The sequence below is a fragment of the Microvirga tunisiensis genome (assembly GCF_009296175.1).
Classification (GTDB): domain Bacteria; phylum Pseudomonadota; class Alphaproteobacteria; order Rhizobiales; family Beijerinckiaceae; genus Microvirga; species Microvirga tunisiensis.
This window is the reverse complement of record NZ_VOSK01000013.1, coordinates 41409-64150: the sequence shown is the minus strand read 5'-3', so window position 1 is coordinate 64150 and position 22742 is coordinate 41409. Positions and strand designations below refer to the sequence as shown.

Sequence of the window (22742 nt, the reverse complement as noted above, 5' to 3'; positions counted from 1 at the left end):
CCTGCACGCCATCGGGGCTGGCATCGCCAGCGGCTTCGGCCAAATGCCAACCGTTCTTGCGCTCGAGCGGCGCGAGCAGGCCCTGCAGATAGGCCCGGGCGCGTCGGCGCGGTTCGATGCGGCTGAAGCGGGGAGCAATGCGGGTGACGAGATCGTCCAACTGATCGGCCCAGCGGTGGGCCTCGCTTGCGTCTGTCATGGCGCGACACCTCCGTGTCTAAGACAACGCACAAGCCCCGGCTGTAGTACTAGAGCATCGGGCCCCAAAAGCGGACACCACTTTTGGGGTCCACCCGATACTCAATCCCTTTAGCGGCGCATCGTGCGGAAAACCAGATCCGGTTTTCCGCACGATGCGCCAGAAGTCAGCGGAGCCGGTCATGCGCCTGTCGATCGTCACATCAGCCGTCGTCGCGGCCCTGGTGGGTTTCGGCAGCACGATCGCCATCATCATCGCGGCCGCCCAGGCGGTGGGTGCCGATGCGGCACAGACCTCGTCGTGGGTGGCAGCCCTGTGCCTGGCCATGGCAGCCACGAGCGGCTTTCTGAGCATCCGCTATCGCATGCCCATCATCACCGCATGGTCGACCCCGGGCGCAGCCCTCATTGCGGCCTCCGCCGGCATCTCCATTCATGCTGCGGTCGGCGCCTTTCTTCTGGCCGGCGGCCTCATCATGCTGGCTGGCTTCGTCAAGCCGTTCGGGCGGCTGATCGAGCGCATTCCCACCCCCATCGCCGCAGCGATGCTGGCAGGCGTCCTGCTTCAGTTCGTCGTCGGGGTCTTTCAAAGCGCTCAAGGAGCGCCCGGCCTCGTCTTGCCCCTGGTCGGCATCTTCCTCGTCGTCCGTCTGTTCAATCCTGCCCTCGCCGTGCTGGCGGTGCTCTTCGTCGGTCTGGGCATTGCCTTCGGTGGCGGCCTGGCTCAGCCGATCACGTCCGATCTCACCCTGTCCACCCTCACCTTCATCGCTCCCGCCTGGGATCCCACGGCCCTGATCGGGCTCGGCCTGCCCCTGTTCGTGGTGACAATGGCCTCCCAAAACCTGCCGGGCTTCGCGGTGCTCAAGGCCTCCGGCTACGAGCCACCTTCCAGCCCGATCCTCGCCGCGACGGGGTTCGCCTCGATCGTCACCGCCTTCTTTGGCGCCCATACGAGCAACCTCGCGGCGATTTCAGCCGCGATCTGCACCGGGCCCGACACGCATCCTGACCCGAAGAAGCGCTGGATGGTCGGTCCGTTCTATGCCCTGAGCTACCTGGCTATGCCCTGAGCTACCTGGTCTTCGCTGCCTTCAGCGCAGCGCTCATCGGCCTGATCGGCGCGCTCCCGCCGGAATTGATCAAGACAGTCGCGGGTCTCGCTCTGATGGGTGCCTTCATGGGTGCCCTGGGCTCCGCCCTCTCCGACGACACCAGGTGCTTCCCGGCCATCGTAACCCTTGCCGTCACGGCTTCCGGACTCACCCTCTTCGGCATCGGATCGGCCTTCTGGGGTCTGGCTGCCGGTCTCATCACCCTGGGCCTCGATTTCCTGGCCCTCGCATTACGCAAGCGCGCGTGATCTGGACGGCAGCCTCCGTTAAGCTTAAAACTTCGTTACGAAGAACAAGAACGGGGGCCCTCATGGCCGGGATGAAGCATGCGGGACGGCTTGCCGCCATGGTCGTGACGGCGGCTCTGGGAGCCTGCCAGGGGTCGTTCAGCGGATCGCCGCAGGGCGTTCCGGTGGTGGCCCTGGAGAGCATCGACGGCGCCCCGACTCCCATCCGCACGGCCCTGGTGGACGAACTGACCAGCGCGGCAACCGATCGCAAGGTCGATCTCGTCGGCGCCAGCGCCGAGGCGCGCTACCGGGTCCGCGGCTATTTGTCGACCTCGACCGAAGATGGGGAAACCAAGGTGGCCTATGTCTGGGACGTCTTCGATTCCCAGAAACGCCGGGCCAAGCGCCTAGCGGGATCGAGCCCCGCTCCCGCCTCCTCCATCTCGAGTCTCGACAAGGCGGCACTCGCCAAGCTGGCTCAGGCCAGCATGGACGAGATCGCCGAATTCCTGACGGCGTCCAAGTCCGAAACCGTGTCCGAAACGCCCGCCACGCCCGAAGCACCCATTCAGACAGCGGAGGTCTCGGGCGAGGAACCCCCTGTTGCGATGCAGTGATTGCATGGCCACAGGCCAAACTTGCAGCGTATCGAAGACCTTCATGTATTGTGACGGTTTCATATCGCTGCTAAGAGCCTTGCGCCCAGCCGTGCAGGAATTATGGCATTGCGCAGCGGGTGTTATCGGTCACTCGAAGCCAAAGTTGCTTGCATGAAGCTCGTTGCGGGAAATTCCAATCGTCCGCTGGCGGAGGCCATCTCCACCTATCTCAACGTTCCGTTGGCCAAGGCCCAGGTCAGGCGCTTTGCGGACATGGAGGTCTTCGTCGAGATCCAGGAAAACGTGCGCGGCGAGGATACCTTCATCATCCAGTCGACCTCGTATCCCACGAACGACCACCTGATGGAGCTTCTGATCATTACGGATGCGCTGCGCAGGGCCTCGGCCCGCCGCATCACGGCAGTGATCCCCTATTTCGGCTATGCCCGCCAGGACCGGAAACCTGCCGCCCGTACCCCGATTTCCGCCAAGCTCGTCGCCAACATCATCGCTCATGCGGGGGTCGACCGCGTGCTGACGCTGGACCTCCATGCGGGTCAGATCCAGGGCTTCTTCGACATCCCGACCGACAACCTCTTTGCCGCTCCCACCCTGGCGCGCGACATCAAGGATCATCTCGACGGCGGCAACCGCATGGTGGTCTCGCCTGACGTGGGCGGCGTGGTGCGTGCCCGCGCGCTCGCCAAGCGCATCGACGCGCCGCTCGCCATCGTCGACAAGCGCCGCGAGCGTCCCGGTGAGTCCGAGGTGATGAACATCATCGGCGACGTGTCCGGCCGTTCCTGCATCCTCATGGACGACATCGTCGATTCCGGCGGCACCCTGGTGAACGCCGCCGACGCCCTCCTGGCCAACGGGGCGAAGGAGGTCTACGCCTACATCACCCACGGCGTCCTCTCCGGCGGCGCGGTGGCCCGCATCGCGGGCTCCCGGCTGAAGGAACTCGTGATCACCGATTCGATCATGCCGACAGAAGCCGTGAAGGTGGCCCACAACATCCGGGTCATCTCCATCGCCCAGCTCATGGGCGAGGCTATCGGCCGCACGGCAACGGAAAGCTCGGTGTCGAGCCTGTTCGACTGATTGCCGATGCGGCCAGGCCTCGATAGTCACGGCCGCCTACTCCCTCAGATCTCCGCGCGGCGGTTGGCCAGGATGCCACCGGCCATGATGCATGCGAGCCCTGCGAAGGACAAAGCCGTCAGCACGTCTCCGAACAGGATGGCGGCGAGCAGCACACCGAAGCCCGTTCCCCAATAGCCGATCTGGCTGAAGACCACCGGTCCGGCGATCTGCTGCAGACGGAAGTTCATCACCTGCGACAGGGCTGACATCGCTCCCAAGCCCATCAGCCATGAGAGGATCGCGGGATCGGCGAATCTCCAGATCAGGGGCGTTTCGAAGACGGGCGCCATCAGGGCCACCATTACGCTGGAGCTGAGCGATGCCCCGCAGGAGAAAGCGAGCGCCGACGTGCCCTTCGGCCACCAAGCCGACCGAATGATGTTGCCCACCGCCGCGCAGACCGGGATCGCCAGGCCGACGGCCACCCAGACCGGCTGCCCGATATCGATCTGCAGGACCTGCTGCTGAACCAAGGCGATCATGCCCGTGAAGCCGATCACGATCCCGATGAAGCGGCGCAGGAACATCCGCTCGATGCCGAGGCCCGCCGCGAAGGTCATGGTGAGCAGCGGCGACAGGCAATAGACGATGGACGTGTAGGCAGGCCCCACCCTCTCGATGACGAAGTAGGACAGCACGCTCGGCACCGCGAAGCTGACGAGACCTAGAACGACATACAGCACCAGATGCTCCGGCGCGGTCGGGATCCTCTGCCGGAAGGCGGCGAGCCAAGGCAGCAGGAACAATCCGGCGCCCAAATTGGCGAAGACGCCAAGCTGAAAGGGCTGAATGCCGGTCTCCAGCGCCACCTTGTTCATCATGATCCGGCTGGCAAAGAGGAACCCGCACAGGCCGAGAAGGCTGATGGCCGATTCCGACGCACCAGAGAGACGCGCTGCGATCATGGAGGCACCCCCGGGTAGGGCTCTCGTGCGACTTGGCCTACGATATGTTGCAAGCGGCACGACAGGAATTTATCTTGATGCAAAGATAAGTGGGTAATTATCTCGATGTCAAGACAAATTGAACCTGCTTCCCCTGCCTGTTCTCAGGACGGGATCGACGAACGACGCGCCCAATGGGCGGCAGAGCTCCCGGAGGTCGATACGCGCGGCATGGCGATCCTGGGCCGCGCCCGCTGGATCACGCTGACGGCGCGCCCGCCCACCGAAGCCATCTTCAAGACCCATGGACTGGACAGCGGCGAGGCTGATGTCCTGTTCTCGCTGCTTCGATCCGGACCGCCCTACCGGCTCCGCCCGACGGAGCTATTCCGGTCCCTGATGATCTCGTCCGGCGGCCTCACGGACCGCCTGAACCGTCTCACCAAGGCCGGCTTGATCCGACGAGCCAGCGCCGAGGGTGACGGGCGCAGCCTGCCGGTGGAGCTCACGGAGGAAGGGATCGCGCGCGCGCGGGAGGCCTTTCGGGAGGACATGGCGATCGAGGCGGCCATGCTCGACGGGCTGACCGAGGACGAGCAAGTCCGGTTGGCCGACCTCCTCAGGAAGCTCGCATCGACGGTCACGGCCACGCGGCCCTTTGGCTGAGCGTTGTCGGGCAGGCCACCCGAACGGCAGCCAACTTGTTGCATTTTCGGTGGTTGTTCTCTATAAGCCGCGTCGCGCCCGCTCGACACCCTTGGAGGCACGGGCGCGGACCTCATGGCCGCCGGTAGGTTTTTCAAGAAACCTGGGCGGCCATCGGTTTTTAAACCCATTTCAAAGGACCACGACCATGAGCGAAGCAAAGCAAATCAAGGCCGTGGCGCGCGACCGGGCCGGCAAGGGGGCCGCCCGGGCCGTTCGTCGCCAAGGCCAAGTTCCCGCCGTCATCTACGGAGCCGGCCAGCCGGCCCAGGCGATCGCCCTCGACTTCAACCAGACCAAGCAGCTGATCTTCGCCGGTCACTTCCTGACCACGATCTTCGAGATCGATGTGGACGGCAACACGGTTCGCGCCATTCCGCGCGACTACCAGCTCGACCCGGTGCGGGATTTCCCCGTCCATGTCGACTTCCTGCGCCTTGCGCAGGGTCAGGAGATCAAGGTCGTGGTGCCGGTTCACGTGGTCGGCCAGGAGAAGAGCCCCGGCGTGAAGCGCGGTGGCGCGCTCCAGATCGTCGAGCACTCGGTGGAACTGCTCGTTCCGTCCGACACGATCCCGGACTTCATCGAGGTTTCGATTGCCGACCTCGAAATCGGCTCCTCGGTTCACCTCAACGACATCGCCCTGCCGAACGGCGCCAAGGCGACCTCGACCGAGAACATGACCCTCGTGACCGTCGTGGCCCCGACCGGCCTCACGGAATCGGATGCGGCTCCGGCTGCTGCCGAAGGCACCGCTGCTGCCTAATCGGCTTTGACGGGCGTTCAATCCCATCGATCGGCTTCGACGCTCCGACCGCAAGGCCGGAGCGTTTCTTATGAGCAGGACACGCGATGCGCCTCTTCGTCGGCCTCGGCAATCCCGGATCGCGCTACGCCAGGAACCGCCACAATATCGGTTTCATGGCCGTGGACGAGATTGCGCGCGTGCACAACGCAGGCCCCTGGCGCAAACGCTTCCATGCGGAAACGGCGGACGCGCTGATCGGGGGCGAGAAGGTCCTGCTGATCAAGCCGCAGACCTATATGAACCTGTCCGGCCAGGCGGTGGGAGAAGCGCAGAACTTCTTCAAGATTCCGCTGCATGACGTGACGGTCTTCTACGACGAGCTCGATCTTTCGCCCGCCAAGCTGCGCGTGAAGATCGGCGGCGGCAATGCCGGCCATAACGGGCTTCGCTCCATCTCGGCCCATTGCGGCAACGAGTATCGCCGCGTACGCCTCGGCATCGGCCATCCCGGCCACAAGGCTCTGGTGCAGAACCATGTGCTGGGTGATTTCGGAAAAAGCGAAGGGGCCTGGGTCGACGACCTGTGCCGGATCATCGCAGACAACGCTGCCCTTCTCGCCAAGGCTGAGGACGGGAGCTTTCAGAACAAGGTCCACCTCGCCATGGAGGCGAGAGGCTGGACGGACGTGAAGCGGCCCGGAGAAAAGGCCAGCGCAATCAAGGAGTGAGGCCATGGGCTTCAAGATGGGCATCGTCGGCCTGCCGAATGTGGGCAAGTCGACTCTCTTCAATGCTTTGACTCAGACGGCGGCCGCGCAGGCCGCCAACTATCCGTTCTGCACCATCGAGCCCAATGTGGGCGACGTGGCCGTGCCGGATGAGCGGCTCGATCAGCTCGCAGGGATCGCCAGTTCGGCGCAGATCATCCCGACGCGCCTCACCTTCGTGGACATCGCGGGCCTCGTGCGCGGCGCGTCCCGGGGCGAAGGTCTCGGCAACCAGTTCCTCGCCAATATCCGCGAAGTCGATGCCATCGCCCATGTGGTGCGCTGCTTCGAGGACACGGACATCACGCACGTCGAAGGCAAGATCGATCCCATCGCCGACATCGAAACCATCGAGACCGAGCTGATGCTGGCCGACCTCGACAGCCTGGAGAAGCGCGTCACCGCGCTCGAGAAGAAGGCCAAGGGCAACGACAAGGAAGCGAAGGAAACCCTCGATCTCGTCAACCGCACCCTGCCCCTGCTGCGCGAGGGCAAGCCGGCCCGTCTGGTGGAGCGCAAGGCCGAGGAAGAGCGCCTGTTCCAGATGCTCGGCCTCCTCTCCTCCAAGCCCGTGCTTTACGTCTGCAACGTGGAGGAAGCTTCCGCCGACAAGGGCAACGAATTCTCTGCACGCGTTTTCGAGCGCGCCAAGGAAGAAGACGCCAAGGCCGTCGTCGTCTCGGCCAAGATCGAGAGCGAAATCGCGGTTCTGCCACCCGAGGAGCAGAAGGACTATCTCGACGCCGTGGGCCTCGAGGAACCCGGCCTCAACCGGGTGATCCGCGCCGGCTACGAACTGCTTGGCCTGATCACCTATTTCACCGTCGGCCCGAAGGAAGCCCGCGCGTGGACGATCACCAGGGGCACCAAGGCGCCCGGGGCCGCCGGCGTGATCCACACGGATTTCGAGAAGGGCTTCATCCGCGCCGAGACCATCGCCTATGCGGACTACACCTCGCTCAAGGGCGAGGCCGGCGCACGCGATGCGGGCAAGCTGCGGCTGGAAGGCAAGGAATACACGGTGCAGGACGGCGACGTGATGCACTTCCGCTTCAATACTTAAGAGAAACGAATCCTCTGATCCTTGAGGACGGCTTTCTCCCGCATCCACTCCTGGTCATGGCCGGTCTTGTGCCGGCCATCCCAGTCCGAGAAACGCCGCGGACTTCTTAATGAGGTCACCGGCACAAGGCCGGTGATGACATGGAGGCTGGAAAAGAGGCTCTTCAGCAATCTGTCGGAATCCTGAACAGGGGCTTTTTCGTCCGTTCAGGGCCGTTCTGCGACAAAGCCTGCATGAAGGATGTGATTCATGCAGGCTTTTTTTGACAACTTCGTCTCTCCCGGGCTCGGCAATGCCGAATTCCTCATCGGCGTGCTCGTGGCCTGCGGCTTTCTCATGATCGGCATTTCGTCCCTGCTGCCCAGGAGCGGCAACGACAAGCTCGAGTGGTGGGAGCGCTAGCGCCTCGTGCGGACCCGAAGGGCCGCAGCAGCGATCGTGAGGTCGTTTGCGCACTCCTCAGGCTCGAAGAGGCTGCAGGTGCTATCGATGGCCTGCCGCTTTCAGGATGAGCGAAGCGATGATGTCGGGCTGCGAGATGAGCGAGAGATGGCTCGCCTTCACCTCGATCGTTTCCGCCCCCATCCGCTTGGCCATGAAGCGTTGCAGGTCGGGATTGATCGTTCGGTCATCCGTCGAGACAGCATAAAAGCTCGGCTTCGACCGCCAGGCCGCCTGCCCCGTCCTGCCGGCCAGCAACGCCTTGTGGAACGGCTCCTGCACGGCATAGAGCACCTTCGCCCGTTCCTCCGGCAGATCGCCCGCGAAGTCGCGCAGGAACGCGGCCTCGCTGAGCATCCCCTCATCGCCGTCGTACACGATTCCTGCCGTCGCCGGAGGCGCCGGATACTGCATGGCGAGGGCCGCGTAGTCCTCGCCGGCATCGGGCGCCCGTGCCGCCACGTAGACGAGCGAAGAGACCCTCGGGTCGACACCCGCTTCCGTGACGATCATGCCGGCGAAGGAGTGCCCGGCCAGTACGGTGGGCCCTTCCTGACCGGGCCAGCACGCGCCGGGTCGCCGCAACGGCCTCGTCGAGACTCGTCAGTGGGTTTTGAACGGAACTGACGTCGAGCCCGGCTGCCTGCAGGCGCGGAATGACTTCGGACCAGCACGACCCATCGGCGAACAGCCCGTGCACAAGCACGACGCTACTTGCGGCCGGGAGAGGATCCGCAGCTCGTGCCGGGCCCGAACGAAGCGGTGTCGCTGCGGCAATGGCCACGAGCGATCCAAGGAAAGTGCGGCGATCCATCATGGAAGGCTCCCAGGAGCCGATGTGCCGCACAGGTTTCCAGACAATTATGAAGATTGTGGGTCTTCGTACCATTTGTGGCGGTGGATCGCCCGCTCAGAATCCGAACGGAGCGGTGCTTCGGAGCTTTGCCGGCGAAGTGGCCAAGCGGAATCCGCTCTAGGGAAGCCGCAGCGCCTTCGGTCCGATCCCGAGGCCGATCTGCAGGCTCTCCGCGATGCGCCGCGCTCGGTCCACGAAGAAATCCGCCACATCCCGCTTGCAGATGTCCTGAGCCGTCTTCTCGAACAGCGATAGCCAGCGGGCGAACAGCTCCGGCGTGAGCGGAAGGCCAAAATGGGCGGCCTGCGGCTTGCCCTGGTAGCGGCCGGTTCTCAGCGCGATCGAGGACCAGAAATCCACCATCAGCGCCAGATGCTGGCTCCAGCGGCCGGAAAGAGCCTTATGGAAGATGGGGCCGAGCTCCGGATCGCGGATCACGCGGTCATAGAAGGTCTCCACGAGCTGCCGGATCAGATCGTCCGAAACGCCTTCGGCCGGGCTGACGATCGGGATGCTGCGGCCTGTGGCGGCTGAATCGGCCAATGCCTTTCTCCTGCTCAATCCGTCCGGACATGACCGCACGCCCCTGTCCGGGTCAATCTGCCCATTGAAGGGCAGATTGTCTCTCTGGCCGGGGCATCGGCCCCAAAGTTTGCACCACTTTTGGGATCCATCCGACGCTCAATCCTTGAGTGGCGCGTCGCCCGGCGCTGAATACCATGGCCATTTTTCCGCACGATGCGCCATGATCCAGATCAAAACGGATCGTTCCGGAACCTTGAGCGTTGAAGCCTTGTCGTCGTCAATGCTTCACCATGCAGCTTCACCATCAACATTCCTGGGACCTCTCCCCCTCCGAGGCCATTGCCCTTCAGCAGCAGCTGAGAAGAGAGGTCGTGTCCGACCGCCCCATCGATCTCGATGCGGTGCATCTTGTGGCTGGCGTCGACGTGAGCGTGAAGAACGAGCAGTCGCAGGCGGCTATCGTCGTGGTCACCTATCCGGGCTTCCTGCCGGTGGAGACCGTGCTGGCGCAACGCCCGACCCCTTTTCCCTATGTTCCGGGTCTCCTGAGCTTTCGTGAGGGCCCGGTTCTCGAAGAGGCGTTCGAGAAACTGAAAGCCGAGCCGGACGTCTTCCTCTTCGATGGCATGGGCATCGCCCATCCCCGCCGCATCGGCATCGCGAGCCATATGGGCCTGTGGCTTCAGCGCCCCACTGTTGGCTGCGGCAAGACGCTCCTGTGCGGACGCTACAAGGATCTGGGCGAGGAGAAGGGCTCAGCCGCTCCCCTGGTCGACCGCAAGGAGGTCATCGGCGTCGCGTTGCGCACCCGCACCGCCAAGAATCCGATGTTCATCTCCCCGGGACACCTGGCCGATATTCCGACGGCAGCCGAACTCGTCCTGCGCTGCTCCCCCAAATACCGCCTGCCCGAACCGATCCGGCTCGCGCATAACGCGGCCGGGCAGTTTTCGCCCTGAGACCTGTCGACGATCCAAAAGCCTGCTTTCGGCATCGGCTGCACGAGGGCCCGAACGTAGGACCAAGATGCACCCGGAGAGAACGGGAGCACCGAACTCATCCAAAAAGTGGATTCCACTTTTAGGCCCGATGCTCTAGGGCGAGCTCAACAGGGGATTGCTCATGCGTACGTTCGAAGATCTTCCTCCGGGCCTGACCGAGACTTTCGGCCCTCTCACCGTGTCGAAGGACGACATCCTCGCCTTCGCGCGAGAATACGATCCGCAGCCCTTCCACGTGGACGAGATTGCCGCCAAGGACAGCTTCATCGGCACGTTGATCGCCTCGGGCTGGCACAGCTGCAGCCTCAACATGCGCCTCCTCGCCGATGGGCTGATCCTGGATTCCTCCTCCATGGGATCGCCGGGCATCGAGGAAGTGAAATGGGTGAAGCCCGTCAGGCCCGGCGACACCCTGCGCTCGCGCATGACGGTTCTGGAGAGCCGCATCTCCAAGAGCAGGCCCTCGCTCGGTCTGGTGCGGTTCCATTTCGACATGCTGAACCAGGTCGACGAAACCGCTTTGACCCAGACCAACTGGGTGATGTTCGCAACCAGGGATGCCGAACCGTTCGAAGGCGAGGGCCGCAACGTCCTCGCGGCTGCAGCAGATGGCCTGCCCGGCTCCGCGCCGGAGCGGGAGATTCCACGAATCTCGGCCAATCCCTATTTCGAGGACCTCGTCGTCGGCGAGACCGAGGAACTGGGTTCCTACACCTTCACGCCCGAGGACATCATCGGCTTTGCCCGGCAATTCGACCCGCAGCGCTTCCACGTGGATGCAGAGGCCGCCAAGAACAGCCTGTTCGGCGCCCTGTGCGCCTCGGGCTGGCATACGGCAAGCGTCTGGATGAAGCAGATGATCGGCCACCGCGACCGCATCCGCGCCTATGCGCTCAGCCGCGGCGAGCGGCCCGCGCGGCTCGGCCCCTCCCCCGGCTTCTCCAACCTGAAATGGCTCAAGCCCGTCTATGCTGGCGACACGATCACCTACCGCTCGTCCGTGACCGCCAAACGCGCCTCCGCGTCCCGCCCTGGCTGGGGCCTGGTGTTCCATCACAACACGGGCACGAACCAGAATGGGGAAGAGGTGTTCGCGTTCGACGGGATGGTGTTCTGGGAAAGGCGGGCTTGAGAGGTCGCTGACGGCTTGCCACCGGCCTCCGCTGTCGTCCCCCTGACGGCAGGAATTCACGGAGACGACGCGCGAGATGAAAGCGCGACGGCAGCGCCTCCGCTCGATCCTGCATTGTCAGCGGCTATGGATTCCGGGCTCGGCTGCGCCGCCCCGGGATGACGCCATAGAGATCAATGCCCCTCGAAGCTGACGAGGCTGCGTACCTCGACACCGAGGTCGCGCAGCTTCGCGGCGCCGCCGAGATCGGGCAGGTCGATGATGAAGCAGGCGGCGATGATGTTGGCGCCCATCTGGCGCAGGAGCTGGCTGGCCGCGACCGCCGTCCCGCCGGTGGCGATGAGGTCGTCCACGAGGATCACCCGCTCGTCCTGGCCGATGGCATCGGTGTGGATCTCCATCTCGTCGACGCCGTATTCGAGCGAATAGGCGATCCGCACCGTCTCATGGGGCAGCTTGCCCTTCTTGCGGATGGGCACGAAGCCCGACGAGAGCTGATGCGCGATGGCGCCGCCCAGGATGAAGCCGCGCGCCTCGATGCCCGCCACCTTGTCGACACGCCCTCCCGCGAAGGGATGAACGAGTTCGTCCACCGAGCGCCGGAAGGCCCGCGCGTCGCCCAGCAGGGTCGTGATGTCCCGGAAGATGACGCCGGGCTTTGGATAATCCGGAATCGAGCGGATCGCGGATTTCAGGTCGGTGAGGAGACGCTGGTCCATGGGGTCAAGCCTGCCTGGGTGTCGAATTGAGATGGAACTGAAAGCACTGTAAGCGCAAGAGGCGAGCGATCACGCTTGCGAGGGGTTTAGCACTCGCCCGGCCACCGCATCCAACTTTTTCAAAAGCTCCGGATCGCGGGCGGACGGAGCCGTCATGATGGCGCCGTCGAGCGCCCGGTCGGAGCCTGCGGGGCATGGCTCGTGCTCGGCCGGAAAGTCCTTGGCCACGCGGGCAATCAGGCGGGCCACCTTCGTGGCGTTCTGGTGCGCGACGGCGACGACGGAGGCCACGTCCACGTTGTCGTGCTCCGGATGCCAGCAATCGTAGTCGGTCACCATGGCGATGGTGGCATAGGTGATCTCGGCCTCGCGGGCGAGCTTGGCCTCCGGCATCGCCGTCATGCCGATCACGTCGTAGCCGAGCTTCTTGTAGGTCATCGACTCGGCGTAAGTCGAGAATTGCGGGCCCTCGATGCACACCAGCGCGCCGCCGAGAGTGAACGGAATCGCTTCCGCCACCGCCGCATCGGCGATGCGCTGGCGCAGCAGAGGGCCGACCGGATGCGCCATGGGCACATGGGCGACGCAGCCCCGACCGAAGTACGAGCTTTCGCGCCTGTGCGTGCGGTCCACGTATTGGTCCACCAGCACGAAGAAGCCGGGATAATACTCGTCCTTGAACGAACCGCAGGCCGAGACCGAAATCAGGTCGGTGACGCCGGCGCGCTTCATCACGTCGATATTGGCGCGGTAGTTGATGTCGGATGGCGACAGGCGATGGCCGCGCCCATGGCGGGGCAGGAAGGCGATCTCGGTCTCGCCGATGCGCCCGATGCGCAGCACATCCGAGGGCTCGCCCCAGGGAGAACCGATGCGCTCCTCGCGCATATCCTCGAGCCCCGGCAGATCGTAGACCCCCGATCCGCCGATAATGCCTAGAACCGCCTTCGCCATCTGATCCTCGCCTGCCTAGGGCTGTTATGGCTCAGTCATAGCCGAGGAAGAACGGCGTCCCAAGCATCACCTTCCGATCAAGGGGATTGCCGCGATCTCGTCCGTCACGAGGCAGGGAAAGAGCGTCTCGCGAACGAGCCTGATCTGCTTGACGGGCGCCGTGATGGCAACAGGCAAGCTCTCGATGCGCTCGATGACGTCGTCCGGAATGGAGGCTTTCGTCCGGTAGCGCGCCAGGGTCGTGTGGATCAGATCGTAGTTGATCGGGCTCGCGCCCGGCGGCAGGGGGATGTCGCGGACGATCCTCTCCCGGATGGCTTCGATCAGGCCGGTTTCCTCGGTCGCAGTCGCGATGATGGCCGTATCGGTGACCTTGAGCCGGGAGAAGCGCAGTTCCAGGGTTCGATGGCCGGTGCAGAGCTCCTCCAGGAGGCCCTGGCTTCGCCGGGCGATCCTCTGCCAGTAGGCGTCCTTGTCGAAGGCTCCCTTCACCGTCACCAGCGGATAGATGGTGACATGCAGCCCATGCTTGGGTCCCACATGCAGCGGTTCCGGCCAGAGTTCGACGAAGGCCCGCTGCGCCGCCTCGAAGGCGGCCCGAGTCTCAGGCTCCAGGCTGGGTTGGACGTGATAGGCGAGACAGGGCAGGCCCCAGATATCGTCGGCGATCGTCTGCAACATGGATACCGGGATAAAGCCGGCTCGACACCGTGTCACTAGGGCGCCGGATGATTTCTCTGATGGAGGTTGGATGCAATCCACCTCTTCCGTCATCTCCGGCCTTGTGCCGGTGATCTCGATCGAATGAGGCTGGTCGCTCCTCACATCGGGATGGCCGGGACAAGCCCGGCCATGACATCTAAAGGCTCAACCACTCTTCGCTGTCGCGGCGCTTCGGATCAGCACGAAGCACCAGAAAAGAAAAAGGCCCCGGAAACCGGGGCCTCGATCCTTATGGGTTGTGCGTCATCGGGGGCGTGGCGTGGCCTTCGACCTCGCCGCCCACCCGCGCCCAGACCTTCTTCTTGGTGAAGTAGAGCAGGCCGGACAGGACGATCAGGAACAGGATGACCTGGAAGCCGAGGCGCTTGCGAGCCTCGAGGTGCGGTTCCGCCGTCCAGGTGAGGAAGGCCGTCACGTCGCGGGCATACTGCTCCACGGTCTCAGGCACCTGAGGCTGGCCGGCCTCGTTCTTCGGATACTCGACCTGGCCGTCGCTGAGCGGCTTCGGCATCGCGATCACGTGGCCCGGATAGTAGTGGTTGTAGTGACCGCCGGTCGGCACCGTGAAACCCGCCGGGGCTTCCTCGTAGCCGTTGAGCAGCGCCGCCACGTAGTCCGCGCCGTTCTCCGAGTACTGGCGGAACACGTCGGTGATGAACCAGGGGAAGCCGCGCTCGTAGGTGCGGGCCTTGGCCATCAGGGACAGGTCCGGCGGAGCCTTGCCGCCGTTCGCCGAGGCGGCGGCGTTCTCGTTCGGGAACGGAGACGGGAAATGGTCGGCCGCACGACCGGGACGCTCGAACATGTCGCCGGCTTCGTTCGGGCCGTCCTGGATCTTGTATTCCGCCGCCAGAGCGCGGACCTGGGCCTCGGAGAATTCCGGGCCGCCGGGCTGGTGCAGGTTGCGGAAGGTCACATAGCTCAGGCCGTGGCAGGAGGAGCAGACCTCCCGGTAGATCTTGAAGCCACGTTGGAGCTGAGCCCGATCGAAAGTGCCGAACGGACCCTGGAAGCTCCACTTGAGCTGCGGCGGGACCGGGGTCTCGCCGGCAGCGAAGGCCGGGGCGGCGAAGCCGAGAACGGCGGCTGCGATGAGAAGAGTACGCTTCATCATTGTTTATGTTTCCTCGACGCTCGCATCAGCCCTTGGAATGCGGCTCGGCATTGGCGCCGGCCGGAATGCCAGCCCCGCCCTTCTGCACGCCCATGACGGATTCGAGGATCGAATTCGGCAGCGGCAGCGGACGCTCGACGAAGCCGAGCACCGGCAGAATGATCAGGAAGTGGGCGAAGTAGTAGGCCGTGCAGATCTGGGAGGCGATCACGTACCAGCCCTCGGCCGGGCGGGAACCCAGCCAGCCGAGCACGAAGCACACGACCACGAAGATCCAGAAGAACTGCTTGTAGAGCGGACGATAGGCCGTGGAACGAACCTTGGAAGTGTCGAGCCAGGGCATGAACACCCAGATCACGATGGCCGAGCCCATGGCGATGACGCCGCCGAGTTTGTCGGGGATGGCGCGCAGGATCGCGTAGAACGGCAGGAAGTACCATTCGGGAACGATGTGCGAAGGCGTCACGGCCGGGTTCGCCGGGATGTAGTTGTCCGCATGGCCGAGATAGTTCGGCATGTAGAACACCCAGTAGGCGAAGAAGATCATGAACACCACAACAGCGAAGATGTCCTTGATCGTGGCATAGGGGGTGAACGGAACCGCGTCCTTGCCCGACTTGATCGGAATGCCGGTCGGGTTGTTCTGGCCCGGCACGTGCAGCGCCCAGATGTGCAGGATCACGACGCCCGCGATCATGAAGGGCAGCAGGTAGTGCAGGGAGAAGAAGCGGTTCAGGGTCGGGTTGCCCACCGAGTAGCCGCCCCAGAGGTAGCTCACGATGGTCTCGCCGACGAGCGGGATCGCCGAGAAGAGGTTCGTGATCACCGTGGCGCCCCAGAAGCTCATCTGGCCCCAGGGAAGCACGTAGCCCATGAAGGCGGTAGCCATCATCAGCAGGAAGATGATCACGCCGAGGATGTAGAGAACCTCACGGGGCGCCTTGTAGGAGCCATAGTAGAAGTTCCGGAAGATGTGGACGTAGACGGCGACGAAGAACATCGACGCCCCATTGGCGTGCAGATAGCGGATCAGCCAGCCATAGTTCACGTCGCGCATGATGTGCTCGACGGACTGGAACGCCATGCCGGCATTCGGCGTGTAGTACATCGCCAGGAACACGCCGGTCACGATCTGCGCGACGAGCATGAACGCCAGGATGGCGCCGAAGGTCCAGAAATAGGTCAGGTTCCGCGGAACCGGGAACGCAATGAAGGACGAGTGGACGAGGCCTGCGATGGGCAAACGGCTCTCGAACCACTTACCGAAGGCGCTCTTGGGAACGTAAGTTGTGGGATGGTCGCTCATGGATATCGCCTGATCGTCGCGGAGGGTTACGCCGTGGCCTCTTGGCCGATCACGATCTTCGTGTCGGACGCGAAGGTATAGGGCGGAATCGGCAGGTTGATCGGCGCCGGACCGCCGCGGACGCGGCCAGAGGTGTCGAAGATCGAGCCGTGGCAGGGGCAGAACCAGCCATGATACTCACCCTGCTGGCCGAGCGGCACGCAGCCCAGGTGGGTGCAGTTGCCGTAAACGATGAGCCACTGAGCCTTGCCCGGCTTCACGCGCGCCGAGTCGGCCTGCGGGTCGCGCAGAGAGGCGACGGTCACATCCTCGGCCGCCTTGATCTCCTCGGCCGTACGGTGGCGGATGAAGATCAGCTTGCCGCGCCAGAAAACCTTGACGATCTGCCCTTCGGCAATCGGGGTCAGGTCGACCTCGACGGGCGCGCCGGCCGCCACCGTCGCCGCGTCGGGCGCCAGGGACTGGACGAAGGGCCATACCAGGGTGGCTCCGCCGACAACGGCAGCTGCGCCCGTGGCGATGTAGAGGAAATCGCGCCGTGTCGGCTCAGCGACATGAGTGGTGGTCTCGGCCACTTGGCTCTCCAGCATTGATCAAAAAACGAGAACCGCGCATCGGCAATGCCTTGGGAACCCAGGCATTTGGCACACGAGGTCCAAAATGGAACAAGCATGCGCGGCGACGCACGCGCAATGCGACTGGGAGTCGCCGCGCGGTGGCTCTTTGGCACGGTCAAGCCCGCCTGTCCATAGCCGGATTGGAGTTGTTCCAGCCTGTGGCGCAAAATGCCGCCGGCTCATCTGCCCCCGAGCGCTCCCTTGACGGCAGGCCCCGTTGCCCCGATGAGGGGCCTATGCCCCGTCTTGCCATCTATCAGCCGGACATTCCGCAGAATACCGGCACCATGCTGCGCCTTTCCGCCTGCCTCGGCGTGCCGGTGGAGATCATCGAACCTGCGGCCTTCGACGTGTCCGACCGGAACCTGCGCCGCTCCGGCATGGATTATCTCAACCATGTCACGATCACGCGGCACATATCCTGGCGCGCCTTCGAGGCTTGGCGGCAGGAGGCCCAGGGCCGTCTGATCCTGACCACCACCAAGGGCGCCATCCCGTATGCCGATTTCGCCTACCGGCCCGATGACATCATCCTGGTCGGCCGCGAATCCGCCGGCGTGCCGGAGGAGGTCCACCGGGTGGCGGATGCCAGGGTCATCATTCCCATGCAGCCCGGCATGCGCTCCCTGAACGTCGCCGTGACCGCCGCGATGATCCTCGGTGAAGCCCTGCGGCAGACGAACGCGTTTCCGAAACCCGATCCAACAAGCCCGTGAGAACAGCACAGCAGCCACACCCCTGAAAGTCTACCGGACTTTCTCCCTTCGTCATCACCGGCCTTGTCCCGGCCAAGACGGAGAGAATGTCATCCTCGGCCCGCCAGCGGGGATGAGGGCTGCCCATGATGAAAGACAGGACTGCCATGACCGATACGAATGCCGTCGAGCGCCTGCAGACAGAGGCTCCCATCTGGTTCGCGTTGCTGCGCGACCGGATCTGCGCCGCGTTTGAGGCTCTGGAGGACGAGGTGACGGCTCCCCTCCCCCCGGAGGCTTCCGAGCCCGGCCGGTTCGAGCGCACGCCCTGGGAGCGCAAGGACCATGGCGGCGCTCCCGGCGGCGGGGGTGTCATGTCCATGATGGGCGGCCGCGTGTTCGAGAAGGTGGGCGTGCATGTCTCCACGGTGCATGGAGAATTCGCGCCGGAATTCCGCGGCCAGATCCCAGGCTCCGATCAGGATCCGCGCTTCTGGGCCGGCGGCATCTCGCTCATCGCGCACCCATGGAACCCGAATGTTCCAACGGTGCACATGAACACCCGCTTCGTGGTGACCACGAAGCCCTGGTTCGGTGGCGGCGCCGACCTCACGCCCGTGCTCGACCGCCGGCGGACTCAAGGTGATCCGGACACCATCGCTTTCCACCAGGTCATGGAGGAAGCCTGCCAGGCTCATGCGCCGGAAGGCTCCTACGAGAAGTACAAGAAGTGGTGCGACGAGTACTTCTTCCTCAAGCACCGCCACGAGGCGCGCGGCATCGGCGGCATCTTCTACGACTACCATTGGACCGGAAATCCGGACGAGGACTTCGCCTTCACCCGCCATGTGGGCGAGGCCTTCCTCAAGGTCTATCCGGAGATCGTCCGGCGCAACGCCACCAAGCCCTGGACGGAAGAAGATCGCATCGAGCAGCAGGTGCGGCGCGGACGCTACGTGGAGTTCAACCTGCTCTACGATCGGGGGACGATCTTCGGCCTGAAGACCGGCGGCAACATCGCGTCGATCCTCTCCTCCATGCCGCCGACGGTGCGCTGGCCTTAAGGGCTTGGCACCCATCCCGGAGCCGCGCAGCGGAGCCCGAGATCGTCTCTGACGTCTCAACGTCATCACCGGCCTTGTGCCGGTGATTCCGATCAAGAAAAGCGCAGCGTCTCACAGGATCGGGGTGGCCGGGACAAGCCCGGCCATGACCTGGGAGGGAGTGAGGCGGCGGATTGATCCAAAGCCCTAAGCCTGCTCCAGCACCCGTCTGAGCAAATCCTGCGCATAGACCTCGTCCGTCCGGCAGCCCTCCGCCAGCCAGGCCTGGCGGGCCCGCGCGAGCAGTTCACCGATCTTCGGCCCTTTCGGGATGCCGCCCTCGACGAGATCGGCCCCGCGCAAGGGGAAGACCGGCACCGGCTCAGTGCCGCTGCGGAAGCGGTCGAGAGCCTCACGGGCATCGGCATGGACGATGGGAAAGGGTTCGCCGGTCGTGGCCGCCAGGACGACAGCGAGGGTCTCGACCTGATGATCAGCCGCCAGACGGCGGACGGCCGCTGCGTCCAGGGGCAAGGCCCAGGTCTTGAGACGGCCTAAGAGATCGGCATAGGCGACGAGCTTCTTATGCTCGTCGTTGGAGAGCCGCAAAAGCTCCCGCAACCGCTCCGCATCTTCCTCGACCATGACAGCGAGCGCCGCCAGGCGCCAGACTGGGACAGGATCCTCCGTGTCATAAGCCGCCACCCGACTGAGGCGCCCGAATTCGGCAGCACCGCCGAGGAGCCATGTGAGGAAGCCGTGATCGGCCAGGATGCGGATCGTGTCCTCGGCCCGCCGGGCGACGAGCAGCCTCAGAAGCTCATGCCGGATGCGCTCCTTCGAGAGGATCGCCAGTCCCTGTCGCTCGGCTCCCGATGCGGCGAGCCCCTCCGGGTCGAGATCGGTTTGCGCATATTCCGCGTGGAAACGGAAGAAGCGCATGATCCGCAGGTAATCCTCGCGGATGCGGGTGCGGGCGTCTCCGATGAAGCGGACACGCCGGGCCGCCAGATCCGCCACGCCGTCGGTGTAGTCGTAAAGCCGTCCGTCGAGACCGAGCGAGAGGGCATTGATGGTGAAATCGCGGCGCATGGCATCGAGCACGAAATCGCGTCCGAAATGCACGACCGCATGCCGTCCATCCGTTTCCACATCCTCGCGCAGGGTCGTGATCTCGTAAGGCTCGCCGGCGACGATGACTGTGATCGTGCCGTGCTCGATCCCGGTCGGCACCGCCTTGAAACCGGCGGCCTTCGCGCGTTCGACGATGGCCTCGGGCAGCATGGTGGTGGTGCAATCCACTTCGGTCACGGGCCGCCCGAGAAGGGCATTGCGAACGGCTCCGCCCACGATGCGCGTCTCCTCGACATCGTCATTGAAGACCTCCAGGAGGCGGCGCAGCGCGGGGTGCTCAAGAAGGCTTGCCAAGGCCTGACGGTCGAGGGTTTCCATCACTCGAAATGTCCTGGGACGACCTGTCCGTTTTCCACATGGGTCGGCACATAATTGCCCGTCTGGCGCTCAGCGAAGAGGCCTGTCGCAACCAGCGAGACGATGACGAAACCCAAGCCCGCAATCGCAAGCCAGAGCGATTGATCGCTCCAGTGCGACCAAGTCAGCGGATTGCGGCGACGGCTGACGAGATAAACTGCGAAGAGGACGAACGGCAGAAGGAACAGCACAAGTCCCTGAATCACCGCTCGTGTCATGGTCTGTAGAGCCTCTCATACAAATTGCGGATGATGCCCGCCGTCACGCCCCAGATGTAGCGTCCCTCGTAGGGCATTGCATAGTAGCGGCGAAGCCTGCCCTTCCATTCCCGCGAATGGAGTTCGTGGCGCGCGGGATCCATGAGGAAGCTGAGCGGCACCTCGAATGTATCGGCCACCTCGTCCAGATTGAGGTCGAGGGTGTAGGAGGGCGAGACCCGAGCCACCACCGGCATGACGAGATAATTCGTGGTGGACAAGTAGGCGTCGAGGTAACCGAGCGGGCTGATGAAGCGGCTGTCGAGGCCGATCTCCTCCATCGCCTCGCGGCAGGCCGCCGCCAGGATGGTGGCATCCTCCGGATCGACCCGCCCGCCCGGAAAGGCGATCTGCCCCGAATGCTGGCGCAGATGCGCGGAGCGCTCGGTGAGAAGCAGCATCGGCTCCTCGCGCATGATGACGGGAACGAGGACCGCGGCCGGTTTCGGGGTCAGGGGATGGGCCAGGGGCACGTTGTCGAGGCTGTGATCGCCCCTCGGATTGGCCAGAGCTTCCTCCGGATGCGGAGGTTCGGGCCGCAGCCGCTCGGCCGCCAGCGTCAGGAAATCCGGCGCGTCGTGGGGGGCAAGCCGCATCAGGGGGCGCCCAATTCGCTGGCAGGATCGATGTGGAAGAACATACCACTGGCTGCCACACCGAACGTGACAACTCCATCCACATCCTTTTCTTCACCCAAGGCGATCAGATCCAGCGCCAGGGCTCGCGTCACCCGCGCCCAGAGTTCACCCCGCACCTTTACATAAGGCCTTACCCCGCCATTGGCGTCCTGGTCGAAGCGCAAGGGGTGCTCAGGCCCGACCTGCACGAGATCGTCCACATTGGTGCGGAAGGCGATCTGACGGCTATCACCAACGCCTTCCACAGCCATTTCCACCGCGAGGAACGGCACATCCTCGACCTCAATCCCGACCCGCTCGACGGGCGTGACGAGCACGTAACGTTCCGGATCCCTGCGCAGAACGGTCGAAAACAGCTTCACGAGAGCGGGGCGATTGATGGGCGTGCCCATGTAATGCCATGTGCCATTGGCAGCGATGCGCAAATCGATTTCGCCGCAATAGGCTGGATTCCAGCGCTCGACCGGCGGCGGTCCTTTCCGCTTCGCATCGGAGCCGAGCGCCTCTGTCAGGCGGGCCAGGGCATTCCCGGGCATGGGGGGTGAGGGATTGGTCATGACGCAAGCGTGAACAGGAATCTGAACTTTATGGATCGACGAACGGCCATCGATTGTTACTTCCTAGAGCATAGAGTCCTCGGCGGTCTCGTCCACTCCATTCAGTCCTTTGCTGCGGCGCAACGACCCTTGCATCTCGACACGGATCGAAGGCAGACTAGCTACCGGGGGCAATTGCGAGTGAGAGGGAGAATGACCTCATGACGGCCAGCATTGCTCAAGCGCCTACCGCATTGGACGACGCGATCATCCGCAGCGCGGAGGCGACCCTTGAGACTGTCGGACGTGCCCGCGAGGCCATTCACACGGTCATTTTCGGCCAGGAAGACGTGGTCGACCTGACCCTCATCACCCTTCTGGCCGGCGGCCACGGCCTTCTCGTCGGTGTTCCGGGCCTCGCCAAGACGAAGCTCGTGGAAACGCTGGGCATCGTGCTCGGGCTCGATGCCCGCCGCATCCAGTTCACGCCGGATCTGATGCCCTCCGACATCTTAGGCTCGGAAATCCTCGACGAGGGCGCCGACCGGCGCCGCTCCTTCCGTTTCGTGAAGGGTCCGGTCTTCGCGCAGCTTCTGATGGCCGACGAGATCAACCGTGCGAGCCCGCGCACCCAATCCGCCCTGCTCCAGGCCATGCAGGAGCATCACGTTTCCGTGGGCGGCGAGCGGCACGACCTACCGCAACCCTTCCATGTGCTCGCCACGCAGAACCCGATCGAGCAGGAAGGCACCTATCCCCTCCCCGAGGCGCAGCTCGACCGCTTCCTGCTCGAAATCGACGTCGGCTATCCGACGCGTGATGCCGAGCGACGCATCCTGATCGAAACGACGGGCGCCGACGAGCATAAACCCCTGGCGGTCATGAATGCCGAGGCGCTCATGAACGCCCAGCGACTGGTCCGCCGCCTGCCGGTCGGCGAGAGCGTGGTTGATGCGATCCTCGACCTCGTGCGCTCGGCCCGCCCGGAGGGAGACGGGATCGATGGCGTGACCGACAAGATCCTGTGGGGCCCCGGCCCCCGCGCGAGCCAGGCCTTGATGCTGGCGGTGCGTGCCCGCGCGCTGATTGAGGGCCGTGTGGCCCCGTCCATCGCCGACGTGGTGGCGCTCGCCGAACCGGTGCTGAAGCACCGCATGGCGCTGACCTTCTCAGCCCGGGCGGATGGAGAGTCCATCAGAAGCGTCATCGGCCGGCTCACCTCGCGGCTGGCAGGCTAGG

At 64.3% G+C, this 22742-nt stretch carries 24 protein-coding genes and 3 pseudogenes; 13 read left to right on the top strand and 14 right to left on the bottom strand.

The features are described from left to right. A pseudogene (locus FS320_RS06705) lies at window positions 1–199 on the bottom strand (IS701 family transposase); the annotation flags it as partial. A 181-nt stretch (window positions 200–380) separates the two neighbouring features. On the opposite strand from FS320_RS06705, the pseudogene FS320_RS06700 reads away from it, so the two are divergent. The 3 genes and pseudogenes from FS320_RS06700 to FS320_RS06690 all read left to right on the top strand — a co-directional run bounded on the left by FS320_RS06700 (window position 381) and on the right by FS320_RS06690 (window position 3246). Continuing rightward, a pseudogene (locus FS320_RS06700) lies at window positions 381–1561 on the top strand (benzoate/H(+) symporter BenE family transporter). A gap of 62 nt (window positions 1562–1623) precedes the next feature. Continuing rightward, complete coding sequence (locus FS320_RS06695; RefSeq protein ID WP_152710314.1) at window positions 1624–2160, top strand: hypothetical protein; 537 nt, start codon at window positions 1624–1626, stop codon at window positions 2158–2160. 153 nt (window positions 2161–2313) lie between these two features. Next, the gene (locus tag FS320_RS06690) at window positions 2314–3246 is read left to right on the top strand and encodes a ribose-phosphate pyrophosphokinase (protein ID WP_152710313.1); all 933 of its coding nucleotides are present in this window, start codon (window positions 2314–2316) and stop codon (window positions 3244–3246) included. A 44-nt stretch (window positions 3247–3290) separates the two neighbouring features. Here the strand turns inward: FS320_RS06690 and FS320_RS06685 are convergent, their stop codons facing one another. Further along, window positions 3291–4193 (bottom strand): DMT family transporter, encoded by a 903-nt coding sequence (locus FS320_RS06685; protein ID WP_152710312.1) that lies wholly within the window; start codon window positions 4191–4193, stop codon window positions 3291–3293. A 105-nt stretch (window positions 4194–4298) separates the two neighbouring features. On the opposite strand from FS320_RS06685, the gene FS320_RS06680 reads away from it, so the two are divergent. The 5 genes from FS320_RS06680 to FS320_RS45080 all read left to right on the top strand — a co-directional run bounded on the left by FS320_RS06680 (window position 4299) and on the right by FS320_RS45080 (window position 7857). Continuing rightward, on the top strand, window positions 4299–4838 hold the full coding sequence (locus FS320_RS06680) for a MarR family winged helix-turn-helix transcriptional regulator (protein WP_152710311.1): 540 nt from the start codon (window positions 4299–4301) through the stop codon (window positions 4836–4838). A gap of 187 nt (window positions 4839–5025) precedes the next feature. Continuing rightward, window positions 5026–5643: a 50S ribosomal protein L25/general stress protein Ctc gene (locus FS320_RS06675; RefSeq protein ID WP_152710310.1), complete on the top strand. Its 618-nt coding sequence runs from the start codon at window positions 5026–5028 to the stop codon at window positions 5641–5643. 86 nt (window positions 5644–5729) lie between these two features. Then, a complete protein-coding gene (pth, locus tag FS320_RS06670; protein ID WP_152710309.1) occupies window positions 5730–6353 on the top strand; it encodes an aminoacyl-tRNA hydrolase in 624 nt (207 codons plus the stop codon). A 4-nt stretch (window positions 6354–6357) separates the two neighbouring features. Next, window positions 6358–7455, top strand: a complete 1098-nt coding sequence (gene ychF, locus FS320_RS06665; RefSeq protein ID WP_152710308.1) for a redox-regulated ATPase YchF — start codon at window positions 6358–6360, stop codon at window positions 7453–7455. Window positions 7456–7704: 249 nt separating this feature from the next. After that, window positions 7705–7857 (top strand): hypothetical protein, encoded by a 153-nt coding sequence (locus FS320_RS45080; RefSeq protein ID WP_153885289.1) that lies wholly within the window; start codon window positions 7705–7707, stop codon window positions 7855–7857. An 81-nt stretch (window positions 7858–7938) separates the two neighbouring features. On the opposite strand, the pseudogene FS320_RS06660 reads toward FS320_RS45080, so the two are convergent. Both FS320_RS06660 and FS320_RS06655 read right to left on the bottom strand, forming a co-directional pair. Next, window positions 7939–8713: pseudogene (locus tag FS320_RS06660) on the bottom strand (alpha/beta fold hydrolase). A gap of 156 nt (window positions 8714–8869) precedes the next feature. Further along, entirely contained in the window at window positions 8870–9295 is a 426-nt protein-coding gene (locus FS320_RS06655) for a group III truncated hemoglobin (protein ID WP_152710307.1), read from the bottom strand. A gap of 272 nt (window positions 9296–9567) precedes the next feature. On the opposite strand from FS320_RS06655, the gene nfi reads away from it, so the two are divergent. Together nfi and FS320_RS06645 are read left to right on the top strand one after the other, a co-directional pair. After that, on the top strand, window positions 9568–10236 hold the full coding sequence (nfi, locus tag FS320_RS06650; protein ID WP_152710306.1) for a deoxyribonuclease V: 669 nt from the start codon (window positions 9568–9570) through the stop codon (window positions 10234–10236). Window positions 10237–10399: 163 nt separating this feature from the next. Further along, window positions 10400–11410, top strand: coding sequence for a MaoC family dehydratase (locus FS320_RS06645; RefSeq protein WP_152710305.1), 1011 nt, complete (start codon window positions 10400–10402; stop codon window positions 11408–11410). 173 nt (window positions 11411–11583) lie between these two features. Here FS320_RS06645 and FS320_RS06640 read toward each other — a convergent pair whose 3' ends face one another. The 6 genes from FS320_RS06640 to petA all read right to left on the bottom strand — a co-directional run bounded on the left by FS320_RS06640 (window position 11584) and on the right by petA (window position 16816). Further along, complete coding sequence (locus FS320_RS06640) at window positions 11584–12129, bottom strand: adenine phosphoribosyltransferase (protein ID WP_152710304.1); 546 nt, start codon at window positions 12127–12129, stop codon at window positions 11584–11586. Between the two features lie 69 nt (window positions 12130–12198). Then, the gene (locus FS320_RS06635; RefSeq protein WP_152710303.1) at window positions 12199–13083 is read right to left on the bottom strand and encodes an S-methyl-5'-thioadenosine phosphorylase; all 885 of its coding nucleotides are present in this window, start codon (window positions 13081–13083) and stop codon (window positions 12199–12201) included. Between the two features lie 66 nt (window positions 13084–13149). Next, entirely contained in the window at window positions 13150–13764 is a 615-nt protein-coding gene (locus tag FS320_RS06630) for a hypothetical protein (protein ID WP_152710302.1), read from the bottom strand. Window positions 13765–14035: 271 nt separating this feature from the next. Then, window positions 14036–14920, bottom strand: coding sequence for a cytochrome c1 (locus tag FS320_RS06625; RefSeq protein ID WP_152710301.1), 885 nt, complete (start codon window positions 14918–14920; stop codon window positions 14036–14038). 25 nt (window positions 14921–14945) lie between these two features. Beyond that, window positions 14946–16226: a cytochrome b gene (locus FS320_RS06620; protein ID WP_152710300.1), complete on the bottom strand. Its 1281-nt coding sequence runs from the start codon at window positions 16224–16226 to the stop codon at window positions 14946–14948. A gap of 26 nt (window positions 16227–16252) precedes the next feature. Next, window positions 16253–16816 (bottom strand): ubiquinol-cytochrome c reductase iron-sulfur subunit, encoded by a 564-nt coding sequence (gene petA / locus FS320_RS06615; RefSeq protein ID WP_152710299.1) that lies wholly within the window; start codon window positions 16814–16816, stop codon window positions 16253–16255. 263 nt (window positions 16817–17079) lie between these two features. On the opposite strand from petA, the gene FS320_RS06610 reads away from it, so the two are divergent. Together FS320_RS06610 and hemF are read left to right on the top strand one after the other, a co-directional pair. Beyond that, the gene (locus FS320_RS06610; protein ID WP_152710298.1) at window positions 17080–17559 is read left to right on the top strand and encodes a tRNA (cytidine(34)-2'-O)-methyltransferase; all 480 of its coding nucleotides are present in this window, start codon (window positions 17080–17082) and stop codon (window positions 17557–17559) included. 128 nt (window positions 17560–17687) lie between these two features. Continuing rightward, window positions 17688–18602 carry an oxygen-dependent coproporphyrinogen oxidase gene (hemF, locus tag FS320_RS06605; RefSeq protein WP_152710321.1) on the top strand — a complete coding sequence of 305 codons (915 nt, stop codon included), beginning with the start codon at window positions 17688–17690 and terminating at the stop codon, window positions 18600–18602. 186 nt (window positions 18603–18788) lie between these two features. On the opposite strand, the gene FS320_RS06600 is transcribed toward hemF, so the two are convergent. From FS320_RS06600 to FS320_RS06585, 4 genes are read right to left on the bottom strand one after another with little or no spacing between them, the layout of a single operon-like run. After that, window positions 18789–20033 (bottom strand): CCA tRNA nucleotidyltransferase, encoded by a 1245-nt coding sequence (locus tag FS320_RS06600; RefSeq protein ID WP_152710297.1) that lies wholly within the window; start codon window positions 20031–20033, stop codon window positions 18789–18791. After that, window positions 20033–20290 carry a DUF6111 family protein gene (locus FS320_RS06595; RefSeq protein ID WP_152710296.1) on the bottom strand — a complete coding sequence of 86 codons (258 nt, stop codon included), beginning with the start codon at window positions 20288–20290 and terminating at the stop codon, window positions 20033–20035. Before FS320_RS06595 ends, FS320_RS06600 begins: the two co-directional genes overlap by 1 nt. Next, window positions 20287–20925 (bottom strand): CoA pyrophosphatase, encoded by a 639-nt coding sequence (locus FS320_RS06590; protein ID WP_152710295.1) that lies wholly within the window; start codon window positions 20923–20925, stop codon window positions 20287–20289. The genes FS320_RS06595 and FS320_RS06590 overlap by 4 nt, the downstream gene beginning before the upstream one ends. Further along, the gene (locus FS320_RS06585) at window positions 20925–21524 is read right to left on the bottom strand and encodes a DUF1285 domain-containing protein (RefSeq protein WP_152710294.1); all 600 of its coding nucleotides are present in this window, start codon (window positions 21522–21524) and stop codon (window positions 20925–20927) included. The genes FS320_RS06590 and FS320_RS06585 overlap by 1 nt, the downstream gene beginning before the upstream one ends. A 200-nt stretch (window positions 21525–21724) precedes the next feature. On the opposite strand from FS320_RS06585, the gene FS320_RS06580 reads away from it, so the two are divergent. Continuing rightward, window positions 21725–22741, top strand: coding sequence for an AAA family ATPase (locus tag FS320_RS06580; protein WP_152710293.1), 1017 nt, complete (start codon window positions 21725–21727; stop codon window positions 22739–22741). The last annotated feature ends 1 nt before the right edge of the window (window position 22742 follow it).